This is a genomic window from Bizionia sediminis (assembly GCF_042684585.1).
Lineage (GTDB): Bacteria > Bacteroidota > Bacteroidia > Flavobacteriales > Flavobacteriaceae > Algorimicrobium > Algorimicrobium sediminis.
Map to the genome: position 1 here is coordinate 576,478 of NZ_JBHULS010000002.1, position 24,113 is coordinate 600,590.

A 24,113-nucleotide genomic window follows, 5' to 3' on the forward strand; every position below is an offset into this window, starting at 1 on the left:
ATATTTGTCTTTCAAAATTTTTACATTATGTTTTCAGAAAAAGCCAATAAAATATTTCAAGAGGTTATAAAAACCTATCATGTTGTTGATTCCGTAGACCAACCTTTTAGCAATCCTTACGATAAGGACACACAAACATTGGAGCATTTACTATACAGAAAATGTTGGATAGACACCGTACAGTGGCATTATGAAGACATTATTCGCGACCCACAAATAGATCCGGTAGCGGCTTTAAAACTGAAACGTCAAATAGATGCCTCCAACCAGGATAGAACCGATATGGTGGAATATATAGATAGCTATTTTTTAGATAAATACAAGCATGTTACCCCAAAAGCACAGGCAACTATAAATACGGAAAGCCCTGCCTGGGGAATTGACAGGTTATCTATTTTAGCCTTAAAAGTGTACCATATGCACGAAGAGGCTACGCGTACAGATGCTTCAGAAGCACACCTAGCAGCCTGCCAAAGTAAACTTGACGTTTTGTTGGAGCAGCGTGTGGATTTATCCACTGCCATTGATACGCTATTAGCCGACATTGAAAAAGGCGATAAATACATGAAGGTGTACAAGCAAATGAAAATGTATAATGATGATGAGCTAAACCCTGTACTGCGCTCTCAAAAATAAACTGATATATCCCTTTTTTTAAGTGTCCATTGGTTACTTTAAGTAATACTAAAGCTAACACCGTTAGCCATGTCTAAACCCAAACACATACTTGTTATCCGACTTTCTGCCATGGGCGATGTGGCAATGACCGTTCCAGTACTGCGGGCATTTACAGCGCAATACCCAGAGGTAAAGGTTACAGTGTTAACACGTGGTAATTTTGCTCCGTTATTTCGTAATTTAGAAAATGTACGGGTTTTTCATGCCGATGTTAAAGGCAAACATAAAGGCTTGCCAGGGCTATACAGATTGTCCAGAGCCTTAAAAAAAGAAGGTTTTGATGCTGTTTTAGATTTGCATAAGGTGTTGCGCACCAAAGTGCTAAAACCATTACTTGGCATTCGGAAGGTGGTAACAATAGATAAAGGTAGAAAGGCTAAAAAGCAACTTGTAAAAGGCAAGGTTTTTAAGCAGTTAAAAACCACACAACAACGCTATTTGGATGTGTTTGAAGCCTTGGGTTTTCCCATAAGTTTAAGTCAGCCTAGTTTTCCGAAACCCGCAACTTTAAACGCTCATATTTTGAAATTGGTGGGCAAAAAATCAGGTAAACGCATTGGTATTGCTCCTTTTGCGGCTCACGATGGCAAAAAATACCCACTAAACCTAATGAAGCAGGTTATTGCCACCTTGTCTAAAAAACACCAGGTACTGCTGTTTGGTGGTGGACCAAAGGAAATTCAAATTTTAAATCAATTAGCTACACCACCTGCTGTTGTTAATGTGGCAGGGGCCTTAAACTTTAATGAGGAATTGGATCTTATTTCCAATTTAGATGTTATGTTAGCCATGGATTCTGGGAATGCACATTTAGCTGCTATGCTTGGTGTAAAAGTAGTCACTATTTGGGGTGTAACGCACCCATATGCGGGCTTTGCCCCTTTTAACCAACCAGAGGATTATGCCTTGTTAGCCGATAGAAACCAGTATCCAAAAATTCCAACGTCTATATACGGTAATAAATACCCGAAACATTATAAAGATGCTGCTGGTAGTATTCCAGTTTCTAGCGTGGTTGAAAAAGTGATAGCGGTAATGGAATAAGGGTTTTGTAAAATGTAAAAAAGTCGGTTTTACAACAACTACTGCAACTTATGCTCTTGGTTTCCTTACAGAGCCATTACCAAATGCCCATTAAAATAAAATCCCAATAGCGTTATGTTAGCTATTGGGACTTCCTTGCTGTAACAGGTTTTTTGTGTATTTATTTAAATATCGTCGTAATCTACTTTTAGTGTAGGCGTGGTTGGGTGTGCTTGACAAGTTAATATTAAACCTTCGGCAACTTCGCTATCAGTTAAAATATTATTTTGGCGCATGGTGGCTTCGCCCTCGGTAATACGTGCCAAACAGCTACTGCAAATACCACCTTGGCAGGAATAAGGTGCATCTAAATCTTCATCCAGTGCGGCTTCTAAAACGGTTTGTTTTTGGCTCATTTCAAAAGTTGTTTCCTCTTCGTCTACCACCACAGTAATTTGCGTTTTTCCTTCAGGAATGGCATTGTTGCTGGTGTTTTCGGTAGGTTTGGCAGCTTTAAATAATTCAAAATGAATACGCTCCGTTGGGATGCTGTGTTCGGTTAAAACATCTTTAACCGTATGGATCATAGCTTCAGGGCCACATAAATAAAAAGCATCTACCACAATGTTTTTGTGTTTATTTTTCATCACATAATTAACCGTGCTCTTTTCTATGCGTCCAAAAATAGCATCGGTTTCATCGGCCTGACTAAACACAAATTGTATGGTAAAACGGTCTTGATACGCCTGTTGTAAATTTAAAAGCGTGTTTAAAAACATGGTGTCTTGTGGCCTTTTATTGCCATAAACCAATATAATTTTACTGTGTATTTCTTCTTCTAAAGCACACTTTATAATACTTAAAATAGGTGTTATGCCGCTACCAGCTGCAAATAAGGCTATGTTTTTTGTTTTTTTATCGTTTGGTTCAAAAACAAATCGGCCTTTAGGTGGTGCCACGTCTAGTGTATCGCCCACGCGCAGCGTATTATTGGCATAGGCCGAAAAAATCCCATCTGCAACGGCTTTTACAGCAACTTGCAGTTGGCCACTTTTAGGCGACGAACACAAGGAGTAATCGCGACGAATTTCTTGCCCATTTAAACGTGTTTTTAGTGTAATATATTGGCCTGCTTGAAACTGATACGTTTCTTTTAAATGCTCGGGAACCTGAAAGGTGATGACAACAGATTTATCGGTTTCTCTATGAATTTCTTGTACAGTAAGTGTATGGAAATGCGACATAAATTTGATTTTTCACAAAAATAGTGAAGCCTTTGTTTTTAAGCATATAATTGCTAAAAATTATTTAAAAATTTGAATACATAAGAAATTTATGTATATATTTGATTTAATATGGCAAACTCCAAATTATATAAAGGTAGCTTAAACACCATCATTTTAAAGCTTTTAAGTGAGCATGGTAAAATGTATGGTTATGAAATTACGCAAAAAGTAAAGGCGTTAACCAAAGGGGAGCTTCAAATTACCGAAGGCGCACTGTATCCTTCACTGCATAAGTTGGAGGCCGAAGGACTGCTGGATGTTGAGGTGGCAAAAGTAGACAACAGGTTGCGCAAATATTATAAACTCACCGAAAAAGGCACTACAGAAACGGTACATAAAATTTCTGAATTAGAACAATATATTGCCACACTGCAAGCTTTAATTAATCCGAAATTAAGTTATTAAACGATGTCATTAACCGCAAACGAAATACGTTTTATTGAAACCTATCTAAAAAATTCGGGTGTTGTGTTTACGGATATTCGTTTGGAAATGGTAGATCATGTGGCTTCGGAAATTGAAGCACGCATGCAAGAAAATGAGGCAACCGATTTCTATTGTATTTTTAAAGATTACATGGTTAACAACAAACGCCATTTGTTAAAACAAAGCGATGGCTATTATAAATTAGCAGATAAGCGTAATGTAAAGGCCTTGTTTAAAATGACGACTTCTGGTTTTGGGATTGTATCATTAGGAGGCTTGGGTTTACTTTTTTTATTTATTAGAAATTATTTAGAACCAGATTTAGCACATACCATTCTAAAATATGCACCAATGACATTATTCGTTGTTTTGGGTTCCATGTATTTTATTTTTACTAGAATTGAAAAAGAGCGCTTTTCGTTGTTAGAACGGCTTGGTTTTTATTTTGTGATTCTTTTTCATGTATTAAATATGATTTATAATAGTTACAACGCGAATCAAACAATTGAAACTAGTCCAACCTTATTTATAGTATTGTTTACGACTGTTATTATATGGCTACTTCTGTTGTTGGTTTTTAAAGCATTTCAATTACGATTATTTTATGTTTCAAAATATAAACCCGTTATATAATATATGGCATTAACCGAAGCACACATTGCAGATTTATACGCTTTTACCAGAAAACATTATGTGGAATATTACGATTTGCAAACAGAACTCGTAGACCACATGGCAAATGATATTGAAGTTATTCTAGAGGAAAACCCCAAGATGACTTTTGAAGAAGCCCGCGATGCATCATTTAAAAAATTTGGCATTTTTGGCTTTATGGAAGTGGTAGAAGAACGGCAAAAAGCCATGTCTAAAATATATATGAAATTGCTCTGGAATTACGCTAAAGATTGGTTTAGGTTGCCTCAAATTTTGGTAACTATGGCTATTTTTGGTTCGCTTTATACCGTATTTTCCTTTGAAAATGGCGGCTTAATTTTTGTTGCCTTTTTTTTACTACTTTGCCTAATACTTTTTGCAAAAACCATTGCTTTAAACCGCAAAATAAAACAGAAACAAAAAGCAAATAAAAAACTGTGGCTTTTGGAGGATATTATATTCCGTAACGCCTCCATGGGCACTTTGTTTATAGGGCCGCAAATTTTTCAAATTTTAACCTTTACAGATACCAGTGGTTTTACTGGCTGTGTGCCGCTTATTTGTGCAGTGGTTTTTACGGTCGTTATAATTTATACCTATATTTCTGTCGTAGTGTTACCAAAAAATGCTACATTTCATCTGCAAAATACGTACCCAGAATACCGCTTGGTGGAGTCGTAAACTAAACATAAACATATGATAAAACATTTTATAACCTTGGAATGGAAGCAGTTTTTAAGAGCTTCTTATTTTCAAAAAGGCATAGTCGTAAAAATTTTTCTTATCCTAGGCGCTTTATATTTTGGTGGTATTGCCTTATTTCTTGGGGTAGGCTTGTTTTTTATTGCTAAAAAAGCACTGCCAGAAACAGATCCGGTAGTCACGATTAATAATTTTATAATTTATTGGTTTTTATTCGAAATTTTGTTGCGTTATTTTATGCAACAGTTGCCGGTTATGAATGTAAAACCCTTAATGGTTATTCCTGTAAAAAGAGATGCTGTTATTCATTATTTACTGGGTAAAACCATGTTATCTTTTTTTAATTTTTTGGCTCTTTTCTTGTTTTTGCCTTTTAGTATCGTTCTTTTAGTAAATGGCTATCCAGTTGTAAATGTGGTGTTCTGGTTTCTAGCAGTGTTGTTTATAACCTGGTCTATAAATTTTCTGAATTTTTTAGTTAACAAAAGTAATATTGGATTTTATATTACAGCTGTGTTGTTACTAAGCCTTATAGGATTGGAATATTACGGTATATATGCCGCCTCGGAGCCTATTGGTTTTGCTTTTAATACACTGTATAACAATCCGTACCTAGCTGGTGTGCCGGCCTTATTGTTGGTGTTTTTGTACACCCTAAATTTTAATTTCATTAAAAAAGGATTTTATCTAGACGGTGTCATTTCAAGGAAAATAGAAACGGTAAGAACAACAGATTTATCTTGGTTTAATAGGTTTGGCAGTGTGGCGCCCTTTATTAAAAACGATATTAAATTAATTTGGCGCAACGCTAGGCCCAAGCAAGTTTTAAAAATGTCTGTGCTCTTTCTATTTTATGGTTTGGTGTTTTTTCCGCAGGATACTTACAAGGATACACCCGCTATTTTAGCCTTTGCAAGTATTTTTGTTACCGGAGGTTTTTTGCTAACCTTTGGGCAATTGGTGCCTTCCTGGGACAGCGAGTATTATAAAATGATGATGAGTCAGAATATTTCATACCGGAAATACCTAGAGTCTAAATGGTATTTAATGATTTTTGCAGTGGCTATTTCCTTTATATTAAGCACGCCCTATATTTATTTTGGTTGGGAAATTTATGCGCTTATTGCCGCTGGTGCCTCCTTTAATATAGGTTTAAATTCCTTTATAACCTTGTTTGGTGGCGCCTTAAACAGAATGCCCGTAGAACTAAATGCCAAAGCCAAAGCCTTTAGCAATACCAATGGTTTTAACCCGACGCAACTGTTAATAGCCTTGCCAAAAATGGTATTACCAATGCTGCTATTTTATGTGCCTTACAAATTGGTAAATTACCAAACAGGCATACTCGTGTTAGGTTTAAGCGGGATTTTAGGTTTAATTTTAAGAAATTTTTTCCTTCGAAAAATTGAAATAATTTACCAAAAAGGAAAATATAAAACCATTGCTGCTTTTGCCGAAAAAAATTAACCAATTCTTTTTAATTAAATTACACCACCATGATTGTTACATCTAATCTTTCAAAAACATATAACAGCACCACCGTCTTGAATATGGACGCATTAAACATACCAAAAGGACAGAGTTTTGGTTTGGTAGGTAATAATGGTGCTGGAAAAACCACCTTTTTTAGTTTATTACTGGATTTAATTCAACCAACCACCGGATTTATTAAAAACAACGAAATTCTGGTGCATGAAAGCGAAGATTGGAAACCCTTTACAGCTGCGTTTATAGACGAAAGCTTTTTAATTGGTTATCTAACTGCCGAAGAGTATTTCTATTTTATTGGCGAACTACGCGGACAAACCAAAGCAGATGTCGATGCGCTTATTGCTGAATTTGAAGATTTTTTTCACGGCGAAATATTAAATCAGAAAAAGTATTTACGCGACTTAAGCAAGGGAAATCAGAAAAAAGCAGGTATTGTTGCCGCACTAATTGGCCATCCAGAAGTTATTATACTGGACGAGCCCTTTGCCAATTTAGACCCAACCACGCAAATAAGATTAAAAGGAATTATTAAAGATTTAGCCGAAACCAAAGGCGTAACTATTTTAATTTCTAGTCACGATTTATTACACGTAACCGATGTTTGCGAACGCATAGTAGTACTAGAAAAAGGCGAAATAGTTAAAGACTTAAAAACCAGCGCCGCTACCTTAAAAGAGTTGGAGGCTCATTTTGCTGGTACAGAAACTATTTAAAAGTCTGTTCTTTTTTTACTATAATTCAAAAAGATGCTTATTTTTACGGCAATACATAATATACATGGCACCTTTTAGTTATGTATACTAAACATTAAAAACGTTGAAGACCTCTTTTAGAATCATAATATTTCTTTTTAGTATTGGACTAATACTAAACAGCTGTTCGCGTAAAAAAGATTCGTTTGTTAGTAGGAATATGCACGCCATGTCCACTAAATACAACATTCTTTATAACGGCCATTTGGCGCTAGAAAATGGAAAGCAGGCGGTAAACAACGCATACAAAGACAACTACTGGAATATCTTACCCATAGAGCGCATGCAAATTTCCGAAGAAATAATTATGCCTGGTCAGTCTAAAAATCAGGATTTCGAGCGTGCAGAAGAAAAGGCAATAAAAGCAGTTCAAAAACACGGGATGAATATTGGCGGTAAAGAAAAAAACCCGCAAATAGACGAAGCGTATTTACTGTTAGGGAAAGCCCGCTATTTTGATCAGCGTTTTATTCCTGCCCTAGAGGCTTTTAACTACATTCTGTATAAATACCCTACCAGCGATAAAATTAATCAGGCTAAAATATGGCGCGAAAAAACCAACATCCGTTTGGATAATAATGAGTTGGCTATTTCCAATTTAAAACGGTTGCTGGAGCAAGAAGATTTAAAAGATCAGGACCTAGCCGATGCCACCTCCATGCTAGCCCAAGCTTATATAAATAGCAAGGTGTTGGACAGTGCCGTTTGGCAATTAAATAAAGCAGCACAAAGCACTAAAAGTAACGACGAACGTGGCCGTTACCGGTTTATACAAGGGCAGTTATACAATAAATTGGCCTTAAAAGACAGTGCCAATTGGGCCTTTAACAAAGTAATTGCGCTAAACAGAAAAACACCACGTGCGTATCTTATTGCAGCCCATTTAGAAAAAGCGCGCAATGTCGATGCCTTGGGAGGTGATAAGCTGGCCATGCTAGAGTTGCTCCATGAATTAAAGGACAACCGGGAAAACCGCCCATATTTAGGCGCTATTTATTACGAAATTGCACAATATCATTTAAAAGAAGCTGCCGATTCCTTGGCAGTTGCGTATTACAATAAATCGCTTAGAACCAATTCTAACGATAAAATTTTAATAGCTAAAGACTATGAAAATCTAGGCGATATTGCTTTCGATTTTACAGAATACAAAAAAGCAGGCGCTTATTACGACAGTACGTTGGTAAACATGGCGTTAAATAGCAAGCCTTACCGGATAATTAAGCGTAAACGCGATAATTTATCGGATGTTATTTACTACGAAGACATTGCTGCGGCCAACGATAGTATTTTAGGTTTAGTAGCCATGACACCAGACCAAAGAATGGCCTTTTTTGAAAGCTATACAGAAACGCTTAAAACACAAGCTGCGGCACTAAAAGAGGAAGAGGCACAGCGCGAACGCAACCAAGGAATAGCGCAAGTAAATCAGACTCCAAATAGGTTTGGTAAATCGGTAGGGCTAACTGCTAGTTCGGGTGGCCCTTCAGCAAATAGTAATTCTAATTTTTATTTTTACAACCAAACAACTGTGGCCTACGGTAAAAACGAATTCCGCAAAAATTGGGGCAACAGAGAGTTAAAAGATAATTGGCGTTGGGCTAGTATAAATAAAGCTAATACCACGGCTATTGCTGAAAATAACACAGAAGACGAACCCGAAAACGCCCTGTTTAATCCAGAGTTTTATGTGGCGCAAATACCGTCCAGTGCACAGGTAATTGACAGTATGGTAACCGAACGTAATCGTGCCTACTACCAATTAGGCGTTATTTACAAAGAAAAATTTAAGGAATATGCCTTGTCAAAAAGCAAATTTCAGGCCTTATTGGCTTTAAATCCCGACCAAAAATTGGTGTTGCCAACCAAATACAATTTATATAAATTATACCAACTAACCTCTGAAAATGCCGAAGCCGAGATAGCTAAAAACGATATTATTTCAAACTATCCAGAATCCAGATATGCCGCTATTTTGAAAAATCCAGAAGCCGCATTGGAAAAAGATGCTAGCAGTCCCGAAAGCGTTTACGCTAACTTGTATCAAGCGTTTCAAGATGAAGCCTACCAGGATGTTGTAACAGAATCCGAACGCTACCTAACTATTTTTGAAGGCGAACCTATCGTGCCAAAAATGGAGTTATTAAAGGCACAGGCATTGGGCCGTTTGTACGGTTTTGAGGCATACAGTAAAGCCTTAAATTTTGTGGCCTATAATTATGCCAACACCCAAGAAGGCCAACAAGCACAAGATATTATAGATAATTTATTTCCTAAAATTAGTAGTACAGAATTTGTGGATAATCCAGAGGAACGCAGTTATAAAATAATCTATCCGTTTCAGGCAACCAATACCATAGGTATTACCGAATTTGTAGCGAAATTAGAAAAAGAAACCAAACAAGTTAATGTCTTCAATTTATCGGTGTCTGTAGATTTTTACACCAAAGACACCAGTTTTGTGGTGGTTCACGGATTGCGCAGTAAACAAGGCGCCATGGGCTATGCCGCATCTCTAGAGGAAAAGAAAAAAAATAAAATTATTAAACCGCATTTTGCTATTTCGTCTTCAAACTATGCCACCGTGCAAATTCATAAAAATGTAGACGCATATTTAGCAGTAAATTAACCCAATAATTAAGAGTCATGTTTTCAGAAGGAAAAAAGAGTAAATCGAATACAGATGGGCTTTCAGGCCAAAACCTTATAGCGCAAGGAACGCAAGTGGTAGGCGATTTTGTAAGTGAAGGCGATTTTAGAATAGATGGCGTTATAGAAGGGAGCGTAAAAACACCAGGTAAAATTGTAGTTGGTAAAACCGGCGTGGTAAAAGGAACCATTTCTGGAACCGATGCTATTTTTGAAGGTAAATTTTCTGGAACACTTACATTATCCGGTACACTAACTTTAAAGAGCTCCGCCCATATTGAAGGCGATGTGGTATTGGGTAAATTGGCCGTAGAGCCTGGCGCAACATTTAATGTTAATTGTACCATGGCTGGTGCTGTAAAAGAACTAAAAAAAGGTGAGGCCAAAGAAACCAAAAACAAACAAACCGCTTAATAAATATATCCGGTTTACTACCATAGCCTTACAAATGGGGTTAACCATATATTTGGGTAGTGTTTTGGGCGCCTGGCTAGATGAAAAATTTAATAATCCCAATCAGCTATATTTTAAAATAGTGTCTTTAATAGCCGTATTTTTGGCAATTTTTTCCGTAATAATTCAAGTTATAAAACTAACAAATACAGATCCTGATGACTAAACGCATTGTTTACATGCTTATCCTATTCGCGGCATTATTTGCTGTAAGTTATACCTTACATAGTTATTTATCGGCTATAGAATTAAGTTTTTCATTGTTTTATGTGTATCTATTCCACGCCATTGCAGCAACTATTGTATATGTATCTGTGGAGTTGGTAGCAGAAAATCTTCCTACCCAAGCGGGTAATGCTTATTTGGTACTCATGTGTTTTAAACTGGGTTTATTCTTGCTTATTTTTAGAGAGCCTGTTTTTGAAAACGATGCTTTAACAATGCCAGAACGGATTGCATTGGTTATTCCATTGTTTGTATTTTTGCTTACAGAAGCTATTGCCGTTGGAAAATTGCTGAATAGTAAATAGCTTTTCACCTTGTCTATCCTAGGTAGTAATTTACAAAAACTAAAAAACTTAAATAAAAAGAGGTTTGGTTTTTTAAATTATTACGTACATTTGCACAAAATTTTGGGTAGCACAAATTTTATTAGTTAGAAAAGTTATGACGGTAGCAAAAAAATCTATCAAATTATTAGTAGTATTTGTTTTAGCATTAACATCCTTTGCAGCAGTTGCTCAAGATGAAGCAGTTGAAAATAATTTAATAGATACCCCAGACGAAATATTAGGCTATATTGAGCATCACCTAAAGGACGCTCACGACTTTCATATTTTTACTAATAACAAAACGGGTGTACATTACGGCTTTCCGCTACCTGTAATTGTATGGACAAGTAATGGTTTAAAAACATTTATGTCCTCTGCCTTCGATCACGATGATTACGGAAAAGTTATTGTGGACCAAGGCGATACACGACTAGTAAAATACCACTCAAAAATTTACGAGCTTGATGAAGGCGCTACAGCGCTAAACTTCGACGCCGACAAACATCCAACAAATGCCTCGAAAGTAATCGATTTTTCTATTACTAAAAGTGTTTTTGGTATGTTTCTTACCGGTATCATTATGTTGTTAGCTTTTGGTGGTTTGGCCAGGAATTATAAAAAAGGCAATGCCATTCCAAAAGGATTTGCACGAGCGTTGGAGCCGTTGGTTATTTATGTACGCGACGAAATTGCACGACCAAACATTGGCGAGAAAAAGTACCGCAAATTCATGGGCTTTTTGTTAACCGTATTTTTCTTTATCTGGATTCTTAATATTTTAGGTTTAACACCACTAGGATTTAATGTTACTGGACAAATTGCTGTAACAGCGTGTTTGGCCATATTTACCATGGTTATTTATTTGGTAAGTGGTACCAAAGATTTTTGGGCACACACACTCTGGATGCCTGGTGTACCATATATATTACGTCCACTTTTAGCGATTATCGAGTTAGTTGGTTTTATTGTAATTAAACCATTTTCACTGTTGGTGCGTTTGTTTGCAAACATAACAGCAGGGCACTTTATAATTATGAGCTTAATGGCATTAATGATTACGCTTAAAGCATCATTTGGGCCTGTTGTGTCTACTGGTATTTCGTTAGCATTATCGTTGTTTATTATGTTTATTGAAATATTAGTGGCCTTTTTACAAGCGTTTATTTTTACCATGCTGTCATCCTTATTTATTGGAATGGCGGTAGAAGAACACGACGCCCACTAAATTAAAAACATCCGTGGTTGTGGAACCACGTGTAAGGTATAAATTGTGGTTTTTCACAATTTAATTTTAAAAAGAGTTTGTTTAATTAATATTTATAAAACCAAATTAGTATGTACAATTTAATTGGAGCAGGATTAATCGTAATCGGTGGAGGTTATGGTCTAGGTCAAATTGGATCAAAAGCAATGGAAAGTATTGCGCGTCAACCTGAAGCAGCTGGAAAAATTCAAACAGCGATGATTATCATCGGTGCCTTATTAGAAGGTTTAGCGTTCGGTGCATTAATCTTAGGGAAATAAAACATTTCCAAGAAAAATAAGCAGGTTTCTGTAACGGTTGGTTACAGAACCTGTTTTAAATTAAACAAAACAGAAATTTAGTAAGCTATATAGTATGGAAACTTTATTAAACGATTTTTCGGTAGGCTTGTTTGCAATGCAAGCAATTGTCTTGTTAATTGTTATTTTGTTAATGAGAAAATTTGCTTGGAAGCCTATTCTAGATGCCTTACAGGATCGTGAAGATGGTATTCAAGAAGCGTTAGAATCTGCAGACAAGGCAAAACTAGAGATGCAGAATTTAAAAGCATCTAACGAAAAATTATTGCAAGATGCGCGTATGGAGCGCGATGCAATGCTTAAAGAAGCGCGCGACATGAAGGCTGAAATGATTAGCACGGCTAAAACCGAAGCCCAGCAACAAGCAGACGCTATGATTAGCCAGGCACAAGAGGCCATTGAGCTAGAAAAGAAAGCAGCTATTGCCGAACTAAAGGCGCAAATGGCAGCATTATCTATAAATATTGCAGAAAAAGTAGTACGCGAGGAGTTATCAAACAAGGACAAACAAATGAAGTTAGTAGAGTCCATGTTATCTGAAACTACTTTAAATTAATTTTACAAGCTAAAACCAGCCTTCTATAAGCGTTGGTTTTATTAGAAGTAACGTTATACAAACAAAAAAAGGAACCTAATTAGGCATATAAATGGCAGGATCGAGAGCAGCAATACGTTATGCAAAAGCAGTGTTAAGTTTAGCAACCGAAAAGCAGGTAGCTGAAGCTATTAATGCAGATATGGCATTAATTGCAAAAACACTTAAAGCAAGTTCGGAATTGGATAACGTGCTTAAAAATGCAATTATTAAATCGGAAGCTAAAAAAGCTATTTTAAATCAAGTGTTTTCAGAAGTAAACGGTTTAACTGCCGAACTTTTTAAGGTTTTAGATGCCAACAAGCGCTTAAACTTAATACACGCTATAGCGGAAAAGTATACCGAGCTTTACGATATTCAAAACGGCAAACAACTAGCTGTTGTGACCACTGCTGTGGCTATTACCACAGATATGGAAGCCAAAGTTTTAGCTAAAGTTAAGGCTTTAACAAACAAGGAGGTTACCTTAAACAACATAGTGGACCCAGCCATAATTGGTGGTTTTGTACTACGTGTTGGCGATATGCAATACAATGCTAGTATTGTGAATAAATTAAACAAATTAAAAAGAGAATTTACAGTAAATTAAATAAAAAAGTTCAGTGCTTATTTCATAATACTGAATACTTAATACTTTATTAAAATGGCAGAAGTAAAACCAGCTGAAATTTCAGCAATCTTAAAACAACAACTTTCAGATTTTGATGCCGGTGCATCTTTAGACGAAGTAGGAACCGTATTAACGGTAGGTGATGGTATTGTACGTGCGTACGGTCTTTCAAATGCAGAATACGGCGAATTAGTAGAATTTGATGGTGGCCTAGAAGGTATTGTACTGAATCTTGAAGAGGATAACGTAGGTATCGTATTATTAGGACCTTCTGTTGGTGTTCGCGAAGGCTCCACTGTAAAGCGTACAAAACGAATTGCATCTATTAAAGTAGGCGAGGGCATTGTAGGCCGTGTAGTGGATACACTGGGGCAACCAATTGATGGTAAAGGACCTATTACAGGAACCACTTACGATATGCCACTAGAGCGTAAAGCCCCTGGGGTTGTGTTTAGAGAACCTGTTACCGAACCATTACAGACTGGTATTAAATCCATAGACGCCATGATTCCTGTTGGACGTGGCCAGCGTGAGCTTGTTATTGGCGACCGTCAAACTGGAAAAACAACGGTTTGTATTGATGCTATTTTAAATCAAAAAGAATTTTACGATGCTGGCAACCCAGTGTATTGTATTTATGTGGCTATTGGCCAAAAAGCCTCTACTGTTGCGTTAATTGCAAAAACATTAGAGGAAAAAGGTGCGTTAGCGTATACAACAATTGTAGCAGCAAATGCGTCAGATCCAGCGCCAATGCAAGTGTATGCGCCGTTTGCTGGTGCCGCTATTGGTGAGTATTTTAGAGATACTGGTCGTCCTGCTTTAATTGTGTTCGACGACTTGTCTAAGCAAGCTGTAGCCTATCGTGAAGTGTCCTTATTATTACGTCGTCCACCAGGACGTGAGGCCTATCCAGGTGACGTTTTCTACCTACACTCTCGTTTATTAGAGCGCTCTGCAAAGGTTATTAACAACGACGATATTGCGAAAGAAATGAACGATTTACCAGAGGTGTTAAAGCCTATGGTTAAAGGTGGTGGTTCGTTAACAGCCTTGCCTATTATTGAAACTCAAGCGGGCGACGTTTCGGCTTATATTCCTACCAACGTAATTTCTATTACAGATGGTCAGATTTTCTTGGATGGCGATTTGTTTAACTCTGGAGTACGTCCGGCTATTAATGTGGGTATTTCCGTATCGCGTGTAGGTGGTAGTGCACAAATTAAGTCCATGAAAAAGGTATCAGGTACCTTAAAACTGGACCAAGCACAGTTCCGTGAGCTAGAGGCCTTTGCTAAATTTGGTTCAGATCTGGATGCCGTAACCTTAAATGTAATTAACAAAGGTAAGCGTAATGTTGAAATCTTAAAGCAAGCACAAAACGATCCGTATAAAGTGGAAGACCAAGTAGCTATTATTTACGCTGGTTCTAAAAACTTGTTACGCGATGTTCCTGTAGAAAACGTAAAAGAATTTGAACGCGATTATTTAGAGTTCTTAAATGCGAAACACAGCGATGTATTAGCAACTTTAAAGGCAGGTAAATTAACGGACGAGGTTACCGATACGTTAACAACCGTGGCTAAAGAATTATCGGCTAAATACCGCAAATAAATTAAGAAGGTTACAAGTTATGGGTTTTGCTAGCACAAGCAACCCATAACTTTAAAGGTTTGTATAAACACGTAATGCTGGTGTAACTAAATTGCGTTAATTCCTACAGTTACAAGAATACCACCAAATAAGAGTTTAGCTTACAAATTACACAACAATAAACATTTGGCGTTTAAGTGTCCAACAAAAAAACGCAAAACCAATAGTTAAGCGGGGCATGTAAACAATGAAGATGGTAATATAAGTTTGGTATTATAACGGAAGTAACATAAGGATAAAAGTATTAAAACCCGTAAACCAATCGTAATACCTGAACCAAAACAACATGATGAACAAGTGTGAAGCGTGGTCTTGATAGTTATAAATTAGCAGTACGCATCACTCCTAACTCATAAGCAGAATATGGCAAATTTAAAAGAAATACGTAACAGAATAACCTCGGTATCCTCAACAATGCAGATTACCAGCGCCATGAAAATGGTATCTGCTGCAAAGTTGAAAAAAGCCCAAGATGCTATTACAGCAATGCGTCCTTACGCAGACAAGTTAACACAGCTTTTACAGGATTTAAGTGCCACCATGAGTGCGGAAGCAGGAAGTAAATATGCCGAGCAGCGCGAAGTGGAAAATGTTTTAATTGTAGCGGTTACTTCAAACAGAGGCTTGTGTGGTGCCTTCAACTCAAACATCATAAAAACGGTAAACGCAGTTACTTCTGAAAAATACGCTAATCAGAATGTTTCGTATGTAGCTATTGGTAAAAAAGCAAACGATGCGTTTAAGAAAACCGGAAAAGTAATTGCTACTAAAAGTGAAATTTTCGACGATTTAACCTTCGATAACGTGGCCGAGATAGCAGAAATGCTTATGGATACGTTTGTTTCTGGGCAGTTTGATAGAATTGAAATTGTTTACAACAAATTTAAAAACGCCGCAACACAGGATGTTATGGTGGAGCAGTTTTTGCCAATTGTTCCTATTCAAAAAGACGAAACAGTATCGTTAGACTACCTGTACGAGCCATCTAAAGTGGAAATTGTTGAACAGCTTATACCAAAATCGTTAAAAACCCAACTTTATAAGGTTATTCGCGACTCTTTTGCATCCGAACATGGCGCCCGAATGACTGCCATGCACAAGGCTACAGATAACGCAACCGAATTACGCGACCAGTTAAAACTAACATATAATAAAGCACGTCAGGCTGCTATTACCAACGAAATTTTAGAAATTGTTGGGGGCGCAGAAGCTTTAAATAACTAAAATACATTTTAGTTAAGTTCAGTTAAAAAAAACCTTTCATTACAAAATAATGAAGGGTTTTTTTGTTAATAACACCGCCAAATTACCCAGCTAAAAATCCTGCCATAAACATTTTCATAGCTGTGGGTAATTCAATACTTTTAAAGTTCTTTATAAAATATATTTTGAGCGGACTTAAAGTACTTTTTAAACAAACGTTTATATACGGTTTAGCTACGGTGTTACCGCGTATGTTAAGCTTTGTTTTGGTCCCTTTGTATACCACAGATGGGGTGCTCTCATCGGTTGCGGAATATGGTAAAATATCTGTTATATTCTCCTATTTTGTGCTTTTTAATGTCATTTTGGCCTACGGTATGGAAACGGCCTTTTTCCGTTTTTTTAATAAAACAGAAAATAAAAACCAAGTGCTAGCCACTGCAAGTTTGTCGTTAATTGGTTCGTCTGCTGTATTTTTTAGCTTGGCGTTTTTATGTCAAAATCAAATTGCGCAGTTTATGGGTATGGAAGTGGCCTATATTAAACTTGTTATTTGGATTTTACTATTAGATGCTTTGGTTATCATTCCGTTTTCCTGGCTTCGCGCTACGGGTCAGCCCACACGCTATGCTATTATTAAAATTGCCAATGTTGTAGTTAATTTAGGCTTAAATATTTTCTTTCTTTTGGCGCTGTCGGGTTTGGCAGAAAACATACCTGTTTTTAAAAGTATTTACATACCTAATTTCGAAATAAATTACATTCTTATTGCTAATGTTGTAGCTAGTGGCCTGACACTTGCCTTAATGATGCCGTTTTATACCAAAATTACCTACGCTTTTAACTGGAATTTGTGGAAAAAAATGATGCGCTATGCACTGCCAGTATTAGTAGCAGGTGTTGCCTTTTCGGTAAATGAGACTTTTGATAGAATTTTGTTAGATAAATTACTTCCAGATGCTATTGCCGATACACAAATTGGCATGTATTCCGCTTGTTATAAAATAGCACTTTTCATGACGCTCTTTGCAACCGCTTACCGCTTGGGTATAGAGCCGTTCTTTTTTAGTCACGCCAATACGGCCAATCCGCAGAAAAATTACGCCCGTATATTAGAGTTTTTTGTAGCCTCTGGTTCTGTAATATTATTAGTGGTTGTTGTTTTTGCCGATGTGCTCAAGCCTTTTATAGTAAGAAGCGAGGCCTATTGGGAAGCAATGTGGATTGTTCCCATTATTTTAATTGCTAATTTTTGTTTGGGTATTTATCACAACCTTTCTGTTTGGTACAAAATAACCGATCGGACCAAATTTGGTGCTTATATTTCTATTACGGGCGCCCTAATAACACTTATTGTAAATATTGTTTTTATAAAAACCTACGGATACAAAGCCTCGGCAATGGCTACGCTTATTGCCTACGCGGTTATGATGCTGCTGTCCTATTATTTTGGTCGAAAATATTATCCAATTCCGTATAATTTAAAGAAAATTGGTTTGTATTTACTGCTTTCGGTTGGCTTTTCGGTAATTTCGTTTTACTATTTTAGGGGTAACTTTGCCATTGGTATTCCAATGTTAATTGTATTTTTGAGTATCGTATATAGTTTAGAACGAAAGGATATTAAACAGATATTAAAATCGTAATATGACAATAAAAATTATTAATAAGTCCCATCATCCTTTACCGCATTACGAAACCAACGCGTCTGCTGGTATGGATTTACGGGCTAATATTTCGGAACCTAGAATATTAAAACCTTTAGAACGAAGCATTGTAGGAACAGGCTTGTTTATGGAGCTTCCCGTAGGCTATGAGGCTCAAGTTAGACCCCGAAGTGGTTTAGCAGCAAAACACGGCATTACAGTACTTAATGCGCCCGGCACGATTGATGCGGACTACAGAGGCGAAATTGGCGTTATTTTAGTCAACCTTTCAAACGAACCATTTACCATCCAAAATGGCGAGCGTATTGCGCAATTAGTTATAGCCAAACACGAACGTGCGGTATGGGAACTGGTTGAAGCTTTATCGGAAACCGATAGAGGTGAAGGTGGTTTTGGAAGTACTGGTGTTAAATAATGCATACCGTATTAGGAAAAATAGAAATGTAGTAACAGAATCTAAATTGGTGGGGTATAAACGCCCAGCACCATTTTAGCTTCAATGGCAATAAAAAATTAAGTATAACCTTAAAAAATACCTGCGTTGCAGGGCTAGTAATGAAAATAATTGTACCCATGGCGGGTCGTGGTTCACGATTACGCCCACATAGTTTAACCGTACCAAAACCATTAATTCCCGTTGCTGGAGAGCCTATTGTGCATAGGTTGGTAAAAGATATTGTAAAGGTGTTAAATCAGCCTATCGAGGAAATAGCATTTGTACTAGGCGATGCCGCTTGGTTTGGAAACGATGTGGTTGCTAGTTTAGAAGCCTTAGCACAATCATTAGGAGCCAAAGCGTCTATTTACCGTCAGGACCAACCTTTAGGTACCGGTCATGCCATAATGTGTGCTAAAGCCTCTTTGTCTGGCCCAGCAGTTATAGCCTACGCAGATACTTTAATTAGAGCCGATTTTAAGTTAAACCAACAGGCCGATGCCGTTATTTGGGTAAAAGAAGTAGCAAAACCAGAAGCCTATGGTGTGGTAAAACTTAATAGTAACCAAGAAATTGTGGAATTGGTAGAAAAGCCACAAACCTATGTTAGTAATTTGGCTGTTATTGGCATATACTACTTTAAAGAAGTGGGCGTTTTAAAAGAGTGCCTACAATACGTGCTGGACCATAATATTGTTAATGGCGGCGAATATCAAATTAACGATGGCATAAAACGCATGATGGCCAACGGAAAGGTATTTAAAACAGGGCAAGTGGACGAATGGATGGACTGTGGTAATAAAGCGGTTACCGTAGAAACAAATGCCCGCATGCTAGGGTTTTTGGAACAGGATGGCGAACAGTTAATAGCAGACAATGTGTCTATTAATAATTCCAAAATTATTCAACCTTGTTTTATTGGAAAAAATGTGAAGCTTAAGGACAGCGTTGTGGGGCCATATGTATCTATTGGTAATGATTGTAACATTGAAGCATCAACCGTTAAAAATAGCTTAATACAGAATCATACGTCTATTAAAAACGCTAATTTAGACGAAGCCATGATTGGAAATCACGTAAATTATAACGGAGAATTTACAAAAATTAGTATTGGCGATTATACCGTGTTGGAATAATGTAAAGCAGCACCTAGCAGCTATCAAACGTGTTTTAAAATGCGCTTTAAGCGGTTAAAAAAATAAATTAGGGAATGCAAAACCTTATTGGCCAGAGTAAATAAATTATGAAACAAACCATCTATTTTTTGTGTGTGTTTTTCGGGATGCTATGTGTTCCGCAGCCCAACCATGCCCAAATAGATTATAATAATATTAATAAAGACGATCTGGGCGATGCTGCAGATTTACAGCAAGACTATTTTTTTGAAGCGCTTAAACAAAAGGCCATTGAAAATTACGACAGAGCCGTTACAGCCTTGTTAAAGTGTATTGAATTAGATGCCACCAATCATGTTTTTTATTATGAATTAGGTAAAAATTACAACCTGTTAAAAAACTACCAAGCCGCCGAAACTGCTTTAAAAACAGCCGTAAAAATGGTGCCCGATAACGAATGGTATTTAGATGAACTATACGAAGTTTATGTACAACAAGACGATTTGGATAAAGCCATTCCGGTGGTAAAACAATTGGCAAAGTACCACCCAGATTATAAAGAAGACTTGGCAACACTTTACGTTAAAACTAAAAATTACGAAAAAGCTATAGCCGTGCTTGACGAAATGGACGCCGAACTGGGAATATCGAGCAGTAGAGATTTTATTCGAAATCAGATTTACGAACTCACAGGTCAAAAACAAGCGCGTATAGACAATCTTGAAAACAGAGTAGACGTTAATCCCAATAAGGAAGCCAATTATCTAGCCTTAATTTATAGGTACAGCGAAAATAACGAGAAAGAGAAAGCCTTTGAAACCGCTAAAAAACTATTGGAAATGAAACCCAATTCCCAGTTGGCACATTTGGCTTTGTACAAGTTTTATATGGATGAAAATAATGTAAAACAAGCTGTGGCTTCTATGAAAATTGTGCTATCCAGTTCGCAAATAAAACCAGAAGCTAAAATGATGGTTCTATCGGATTTTATGAATTTTGTTTCCGAAAATCCTAGCTACGAATCGGATTTATTGGAAGCTACTATGTTGGTTTCTAACGACGAAAAAGGGCAATCTGCCCAACAAGTGGCAGCCTACCACTTAAAGCAAGGTAACAAAGCAAAGGCTTTACAATTTTATTTACAAGCATTAAAAAGTAATACCGATAATTACGCCCTAATTAAAAATGTTTTGCTGCTTCACATCGATTTAAAAAATTACACAGAAGCCGAAACCTTAAGCACAGAAGCCTTGGCTAATTACCCGTCGCAGCCAATTTTTTATTTGGTAAATGGCGTAGCTTTAAACGCGCTAAACAAACCAAATAAGGCGGTAGAAGCTCTAGAAATGGGTTTGGATTATATAATTGATGATCCTAAAATGCAAGCCGATTTTTATAAGCAGTTAAGTGTTGCGCACCAGCTATTAAACAACACAAACAAAGCCCAAATATATTTAGATAAAGCCCAAAAATTAGAAGCCGATTTAAATTAATGACTAAAACATTTCGTATCCTTTGGTTTTCCATACTCCTTATGCTAGTGGTAATAAGCTGTAAACCCGTGGTTAACTTAACGGCTGGTAAAGCCAATTTAAACCTCTCCAAAAAAGAAGTTTTAAAAGTTCATAACCAAGCCACACCCAAATTTAAAACCATGCAAGCAAAAGTACGTGTGGTATATGCAGCGCATAATAAAGAGCAAACACATACCGTAACGCTGCGCATGGAAACAGACAAGGCCATCTGGATAAACTCCGCCTTAAACCTAATTAGGGTGCTTATAACGCCAGAAAAAGTCCAGTTTTACAACAAGCTAGATAACACCTATTTTGATGGCGATTTTAGCTATTTAAGCGATTTATTAGGAACGGAATTAGATTTTGCCAAGGTTCAAAATTTATTATTAGGTAATGCTATTTTCGACCTGGATAAACAACATTTTAATATGTCTGTTTACAACCAAGCGTATTTGTTTCAGCCAAAAGAGCATCAAGCCCTATTCGAACTATTTTATATTGTTAATCCCACACATTTTAAAATAGATTCGCAACAATTACAACAACCAAAAGAATCTCGGTTTTTACAAGTAGATTACCAAAATTATCAAGTAATAGAGAAACAAAGCATTCCCGAGCAACTAAAAATTATAGCTTTAGATTCGGACAATGAAACGCGTATAGAACTGGGCATAAAATCGGTTAAAGTAAATGAACCGGTGCGGTTTCCGTTTAAAATTCCTTCGGGATTTGAAAAAATTGATTTAAAATAAGCATGAAGCAAACTAGGTTAACATATTTTTTTCTCCTTCTATTTATAGGAATCTCTGCTGCTGGTTTTTCACAAAGTAAAAAACAAAAAGAATTGGAGGCCCGGCGCCAAGCGTTGCGCGCAGAAATAAAACAGATTAACGAGCTTTTATTTCAAGATAAAAATAAGCAGAAGTCCCAAATGTCGCTTATAGAAGATGTTAATTATCGGGTTAGTGTGCGTAAAAATTTAATTCAGGTAACCAATCAGCAAGCCAATTTGTTAACGCGCGAAATTAACGAAAACCAAAATACCATATCCGATTTGCGCAACGAGCTAGAGACCTTAAAGGCCAGCTATGCTAAAATGATAGAAACCTCCTACAAAAGTAAAAGTGAACAAAGTAGAGTAATGTTTTTGTTATCGTCTTCAAATTTTAAGCAGGCTTACAAACGTATTCAGTATTTAAAACAGTACGCCAATTACCAAAAAGAGCAAGGCGAAGCTATTAAACTTAAAACGGCCGAGTTACAAGAAAAAAACACAGCGCTTTTGCGTCAAAAATCGGATAAGCAAAAACTCATTAACGAGAACAGAATAGCCCAGCGGGAACTGGAAAAGGAGTTGGTGCAGCACAGAGCTTTAATGGCTAGCATAACCAAGAATTTGGAGAGCTACACAGCACAAATTCGGAAAAAGCAGCGTGAGGCCGAAAAAATTGATCGGGAAATAGAAAAAATTATTCGCGAGGCCATTGCGGCATCTAATAAAAAAGCTGGTAAAACAAGCACGGCCTCTAGCAACTTTGCCTTAACACCAGAAGCTGCGGCTTTAGCAAAAGATTTTGTATCAAATAAAGGAAAGTTGCTATGGCCGGTAGAAAAAGGGGTGGTAAAGGTGCGTTATGGCAAACAGCCATCGCCTTTAGTACCAAGTATCATGATTCAAAGTACGGGTGTTCGTATTGCTACGGAAAAAAACGCGCAAGTACGCGCGATATTTAATGGCGAAGTTTTGCGTATAATTTCATCAAAAAATGGTAATCCAACCTTGTTAATTCAGCATGGTAATTATATAACCGCTTATTCAAATTTGGCAAAAATTTATGTAAAGAAAGGCGACAAAGTTAGCACCAAGCAACCTGTTGGCGAGGTTTTTACCAATCCGGCTAATGGCGAAACGATATTAAGTTTTAGCGTATTTAGAGAAACCAAAACCGTAAATCCTGCGGAATGGATTTATAAAATGTAATTCACGGTACTTCTAGGCTTTTTGCATGCTGTGTTATTTTTAAGCAGGGTAAAATAAAAACAAAAACGGCTGCAAACTTGCAGCCGTTTTATCACTCAATTAATAGCCTCTCCGAAATAAGCAATCTTGCGGAGTGCACGATTTTACAAATTGGCTTGTACCAACTTGTTTCATAATTATTTTCTAGTAACCTTTAAACCGGCTTTAAAAACCTGTTTAAAATAATATTAATAATGGCGCTTTTGGTTAATAAAACCTCCGCTTTCCAGCGGAGGTTTCCCCTCAATCAATAAAAACTACTTCAGTGTAACGCAACGAATTTAGCGGTTGTTTTTTCAGAATCTCCAAAGTCTTTTACAGCCTTTTAGAGCTTCCTTTTGTCTGTTTAAATTAAAACTTAAAGTTACTTTATAAGCAGGCAACAAATTGGTTTCGTTGGTAATACCAAAGACGTTTCTTTGCTATATCCTTAAAACGAGTAACTTTTAAAAAGTTCCCAATAGTTTCATAAAAAAATACTAAATTTGAATTTAATCTTTTAATACGCCAGTTTTGCCCTCAAATAAGCTAGAAAAAAGTATTGTATCGTTTTGCAAAGGTAAAACAACCGCCATTGTACCGCTTTATAAAACATGGAGTACCGAGTTGTACTTTGTGGCCTACAAGTATCTTCGTAATAAGGAGGAAGCCGAAGATGTGGTTGCCGATGTATTCGAGAAACTGTTAAATATGCCTGTAGCAAAACGAAAAGAAAAATTTCTGGACGGAAAAATAAGCATTAAAGCACTGCTGTTAGTAGCGGTAAAAAACAAAGCGCTAGATGTTATTAAAGTTCAAACCAACCGGAGGCGTATAGAGCAAAATATTCAAAATACAGAAACGCTTACCGCCAAAAATACGGTTTGGCTAAACCTATCTAATGAGTTCCTGGAGTCCATATTAAATATATTGCCCAAACGAGAGCGCGATATATTAAAAATGAATATGGACGGTTATGACAGGAACGAAATTGGCCAAGCACTAAACGTTTCGCCTAAAACGGTTAGCAATTCGCTTTCGCTATCTAGAAATAAATTGAAGGAAATTTTAGATGATTTTTAAACATTCA

25 protein-coding genes are annotated in these 24,113 nt (G+C 36.8%); 24 read left to right on the forward strand and 1 reads right to left on the reverse strand.

All coding sequences use genetic code 11. The annotated features are described in order from the left end of the window. The first annotated feature begins 27 nt into the window (after positions 1 to 27). Together ACFSQP_RS06935 and ACFSQP_RS06940 are read left to right on the forward strand one after the other, a co-directional pair. Positions 28 to 636, forward strand: a complete 609-nt coding sequence (locus tag ACFSQP_RS06935; RefSeq protein WP_376892753.1) for a DUF4254 domain-containing protein — start codon at positions 28 to 30, stop codon at positions 634 to 636. 69 nt (positions 637 to 705) lie between these two features. Beyond that, the gene (locus ACFSQP_RS06940) at positions 706 to 1,722 is read left to right on the forward strand and encodes a glycosyltransferase family 9 protein (protein ID WP_376892755.1); all 1,017 of its coding nucleotides are present in this window, start codon (positions 706 to 708) and stop codon (positions 1,720 to 1,722) included. Between the two features lie 164 nt (positions 1,723 to 1,886). On the opposite strand, the gene ACFSQP_RS06945 is transcribed toward ACFSQP_RS06940, so the two are convergent. After that, positions 1,887 to 2,945 carry a 2Fe-2S iron-sulfur cluster-binding protein gene (locus ACFSQP_RS06945; protein WP_376892757.1) on the reverse strand — a complete coding sequence of 353 codons (1,059 nt, stop codon included), beginning with the start codon at positions 2,943 to 2,945 and terminating at the stop codon, positions 1,887 to 1,889. Positions 2,946 to 3,056: 111 nt separating this feature from the next. Between ACFSQP_RS06945 and ACFSQP_RS06950 the strand changes: the two genes are divergently transcribed. The 22 genes from ACFSQP_RS06950 to ACFSQP_RS07055 all read left to right on the forward strand — a co-directional run bounded on the left by ACFSQP_RS06950 (position 3,057) and on the right by ACFSQP_RS07055 (position 24,106). Then, positions 3,057 to 3,392, forward strand: coding sequence for a PadR family transcriptional regulator (locus tag ACFSQP_RS06950; RefSeq protein WP_376892759.1), 336 nt, complete (start codon positions 3,057 to 3,059; stop codon positions 3,390 to 3,392). A 3-nt stretch (positions 3,393 to 3,395) separates the two neighbouring features. Continuing rightward, positions 3,396 to 4,046, forward strand: coding sequence for a hypothetical protein (locus ACFSQP_RS06955; RefSeq protein ID WP_376892761.1), 651 nt, complete (start codon positions 3,396 to 3,398; stop codon positions 4,044 to 4,046). 3 nt (positions 4,047 to 4,049) lie between these two features. Next, positions 4,050 to 4,748: a hypothetical protein gene (locus tag ACFSQP_RS06960; protein WP_376892762.1), complete on the forward strand. Its 699-nt coding sequence runs from the start codon at positions 4,050 to 4,052 to the stop codon at positions 4,746 to 4,748. A gap of 15 nt (positions 4,749 to 4,763) precedes the next feature. After that, positions 4,764 to 6,236 carry a DUF5687 family protein gene (locus ACFSQP_RS06965; protein WP_376892764.1) on the forward strand — a complete coding sequence of 491 codons (1,473 nt, stop codon included), beginning with the start codon at positions 4,764 to 4,766 and terminating at the stop codon, positions 6,234 to 6,236. A gap of 29 nt (positions 6,237 to 6,265) precedes the next feature. Continuing rightward, complete coding sequence (locus ACFSQP_RS06970) at positions 6,266 to 6,973, forward strand: ABC transporter ATP-binding protein (protein ID WP_376892766.1); 708 nt, start codon at positions 6,266 to 6,268, stop codon at positions 6,971 to 6,973. A 103-nt stretch (positions 6,974 to 7,076) separates the two neighbouring features. After that, positions 7,077 to 9,641 (forward strand): type IX secretion system periplasmic lipoprotein PorW/SprE, encoded by a 2,565-nt coding sequence (gene porW / locus ACFSQP_RS06975; protein ID WP_449252213.1) that lies wholly within the window; start codon positions 7,077 to 7,079, stop codon positions 9,639 to 9,641. A 17-nt stretch (positions 9,642 to 9,658) separates the two neighbouring features. Then, positions 9,659 to 10,075, forward strand: coding sequence for a bactofilin family protein (locus ACFSQP_RS06980; RefSeq protein ID WP_376892770.1), 417 nt, complete (start codon positions 9,659 to 9,661; stop codon positions 10,073 to 10,075). Next, positions 10,038 to 10,280 (forward strand): AtpZ/AtpI family protein, encoded by a 243-nt coding sequence (locus ACFSQP_RS06985; RefSeq protein ID WP_376892772.1) that lies wholly within the window; start codon positions 10,038 to 10,040, stop codon positions 10,278 to 10,280. The genes ACFSQP_RS06980 and ACFSQP_RS06985 overlap by 38 nt, the downstream gene beginning before the upstream one ends. Further along, entirely contained in the window at positions 10,273 to 10,644 is a 372-nt protein-coding gene (locus ACFSQP_RS06990; protein WP_376892774.1) for a DUF6168 family protein, read from the forward strand. Before ACFSQP_RS06985 ends, ACFSQP_RS06990 begins: the two co-directional genes overlap by 8 nt. Before the next feature lie 136 nt (positions 10,645 to 10,780). Further along, positions 10,781 to 11,890, forward strand: a complete 1,110-nt coding sequence (atpB, locus tag ACFSQP_RS06995) for a F0F1 ATP synthase subunit A (protein WP_376892776.1) — start codon at positions 10,781 to 10,783, stop codon at positions 11,888 to 11,890. A 110-nt stretch (positions 11,891 to 12,000) separates the two neighbouring features. Next, positions 12,001 to 12,189, forward strand: a complete 189-nt coding sequence (atpE, locus tag ACFSQP_RS07000; protein WP_376892778.1) for an ATP synthase F0 subunit C — start codon at positions 12,001 to 12,003, stop codon at positions 12,187 to 12,189. A 94-nt stretch (positions 12,190 to 12,283) separates the two neighbouring features. Continuing rightward, positions 12,284 to 12,784: a F0F1 ATP synthase subunit B gene (locus ACFSQP_RS07005; RefSeq protein WP_376892780.1), complete on the forward strand. Its 501-nt coding sequence runs from the start codon at positions 12,284 to 12,286 to the stop codon at positions 12,782 to 12,784. Positions 12,785 to 12,875: 91 nt separating this feature from the next. Then, entirely contained in the window at positions 12,876 to 13,412 is a 537-nt protein-coding gene (gene atpH / locus ACFSQP_RS07010; RefSeq protein ID WP_376892782.1) for an ATP synthase F1 subunit delta, read from the forward strand. Positions 13,413 to 13,466: 54 nt separating this feature from the next. After that, positions 13,467 to 15,047, forward strand: a complete 1,581-nt coding sequence (gene atpA, locus ACFSQP_RS07015) for a F0F1 ATP synthase subunit alpha (protein WP_376892785.1) — start codon at positions 13,467 to 13,469, stop codon at positions 15,045 to 15,047. A gap of 402 nt (positions 15,048 to 15,449) precedes the next feature. Beyond that, entirely contained in the window at positions 15,450 to 16,310 is an 861-nt protein-coding gene (atpG, locus tag ACFSQP_RS07020) for an ATP synthase F1 subunit gamma (RefSeq protein ID WP_376892787.1), read from the forward strand. Between the two features lie 164 nt (positions 16,311 to 16,474). Next, a complete protein-coding gene (locus ACFSQP_RS07025; protein ID WP_376892789.1) occupies positions 16,475 to 17,935 on the forward strand; it encodes an oligosaccharide flippase family protein in 1,461 nt (486 codons plus the stop codon). Between the two features lies 1 nt (position 17,936). Continuing rightward, entirely contained in the window at positions 17,937 to 18,371 is a 435-nt protein-coding gene (gene dut / locus ACFSQP_RS07030; protein ID WP_376892791.1) for a dUTP diphosphatase, read from the forward strand. A 140-nt stretch (positions 18,372 to 18,511) separates the two neighbouring features. Next, positions 18,512 to 19,528 carry a sugar phosphate nucleotidyltransferase gene (locus ACFSQP_RS07035; RefSeq protein WP_376892793.1) on the forward strand — a complete coding sequence of 339 codons (1,017 nt, stop codon included), beginning with the start codon at positions 18,512 to 18,514 and terminating at the stop codon, positions 19,526 to 19,528. Between the two features lie 107 nt (positions 19,529 to 19,635). Beyond that, positions 19,636 to 21,000, forward strand: a complete 1,365-nt coding sequence (locus tag ACFSQP_RS07040; protein WP_376892795.1) for a tetratricopeptide repeat protein — start codon at positions 19,636 to 19,638, stop codon at positions 20,998 to 21,000. Further along, entirely contained in the window at positions 21,000 to 21,776 is a 777-nt protein-coding gene (locus tag ACFSQP_RS07045; RefSeq protein WP_376892797.1) for a DUF4292 domain-containing protein, read from the forward strand. Before ACFSQP_RS07040 ends, ACFSQP_RS07045 begins: the two co-directional genes overlap by 1 nt. Before the next feature lie 2 nt (positions 21,777 to 21,778). Continuing rightward, positions 21,779 to 23,005: a murein hydrolase activator EnvC family protein gene (locus ACFSQP_RS07050; protein WP_376892800.1), complete on the forward strand. Its 1,227-nt coding sequence runs from the start codon at positions 21,779 to 21,781 to the stop codon at positions 23,003 to 23,005. A 552-nt stretch (positions 23,006 to 23,557) separates the two neighbouring features. Further along, positions 23,558 to 24,106 (forward strand): RNA polymerase sigma factor, encoded by a 549-nt coding sequence (locus tag ACFSQP_RS07055; protein ID WP_376892802.1) that lies wholly within the window; start codon positions 23,558 to 23,560, stop codon positions 24,104 to 24,106. The last annotated feature ends 7 nt before the right edge of the window (positions 24,107 to 24,113 follow it).

Excerpts from the sequence above, each read along its gene's own strand:
- ACFSQP_RS06935 (WP_376892753.1), top strand. The coding sequence starts at position 28 with ATGTTTTCAGAAAAAGCCAATAAAATATTTCAAGAGGTTATAAAAACC.
- ACFSQP_RS06940 (WP_376892755.1), top strand. The coding sequence starts at position 706 with ATGTCTAAACCCAAACACATACTTGTTATCCGACTTTCTGCCATGGGC.
- ACFSQP_RS06945 (WP_376892757.1), bottom strand. The coding sequence starts at position 2,945 with ATGTCGCATTTCCATACACTTACTGTACAAGAAATTCATAGAGAAACC.
- ACFSQP_RS06950 (WP_376892759.1), top strand. The coding sequence starts at position 3,057 with ATGGCAAACTCCAAATTATATAAAGGTAGCTTAAACACCATCATTTTA.
- ACFSQP_RS06955 (WP_376892761.1), top strand. The coding sequence starts at position 3,396 with ATGTCATTAACCGCAAACGAAATACGTTTTATTGAAACCTATCTAAAA.
- ACFSQP_RS06960 (WP_376892762.1), top strand. The coding sequence starts at position 4,050 with ATGGCATTAACCGAAGCACACATTGCAGATTTATACGCTTTTACCAGA.
- ACFSQP_RS06965 (WP_376892764.1), top strand. The coding sequence starts at position 4,764 with ATGATAAAACATTTTATAACCTTGGAATGGAAGCAGTTTTTAAGAGCT.
- ACFSQP_RS06970 (WP_376892766.1), top strand. The coding sequence starts at position 6,266 with ATGATTGTTACATCTAATCTTTCAAAAACATATAACAGCACCACCGTC.
- ACFSQP_RS06980 (WP_376892770.1), top strand. The coding sequence starts at position 9,659 with ATGTTTTCAGAAGGAAAAAAGAGTAAATCGAATACAGATGGGCTTTCA.
- ACFSQP_RS06990 (WP_376892774.1), top strand. The coding sequence starts at position 10,273 with ATGACTAAACGCATTGTTTACATGCTTATCCTATTCGCGGCATTATTT.
- atpB (WP_376892776.1), top strand. The coding sequence starts at position 10,781 with ATGACGGTAGCAAAAAAATCTATCAAATTATTAGTAGTATTTGTTTTA.
- atpE (WP_376892778.1), top strand. The coding sequence starts at position 12,001 with ATGTACAATTTAATTGGAGCAGGATTAATCGTAATCGGTGGAGGTTAT.
- ACFSQP_RS07005 (WP_376892780.1), top strand. The coding sequence starts at position 12,284 with ATGGAAACTTTATTAAACGATTTTTCGGTAGGCTTGTTTGCAATGCAA.
- atpH (WP_376892782.1), top strand. The coding sequence starts at position 12,876 with ATGGCAGGATCGAGAGCAGCAATACGTTATGCAAAAGCAGTGTTAAGT.
- atpA (WP_376892785.1), top strand. The coding sequence starts at position 13,467 with ATGGCAGAAGTAAAACCAGCTGAAATTTCAGCAATCTTAAAACAACAA.
- atpG (WP_376892787.1), top strand. The coding sequence starts at position 15,450 with ATGGCAAATTTAAAAGAAATACGTAACAGAATAACCTCGGTATCCTCA.
- dut (WP_376892791.1), top strand. The coding sequence starts at position 17,937 with ATGACAATAAAAATTATTAATAAGTCCCATCATCCTTTACCGCATTAC.
- ACFSQP_RS07035 (WP_376892793.1), top strand. The coding sequence starts at position 18,512 with ATGAAAATAATTGTACCCATGGCGGGTCGTGGTTCACGATTACGCCCA.
- ACFSQP_RS07040 (WP_376892795.1), top strand. The coding sequence starts at position 19,636 with ATGAAACAAACCATCTATTTTTTGTGTGTGTTTTTCGGGATGCTATGT.
- ACFSQP_RS07045 (WP_376892797.1), top strand. The coding sequence starts at position 21,000 with ATGACTAAAACATTTCGTATCCTTTGGTTTTCCATACTCCTTATGCTA.
- ACFSQP_RS07050 (WP_376892800.1), top strand. The coding sequence starts at position 21,779 with ATGAAGCAAACTAGGTTAACATATTTTTTTCTCCTTCTATTTATAGGA.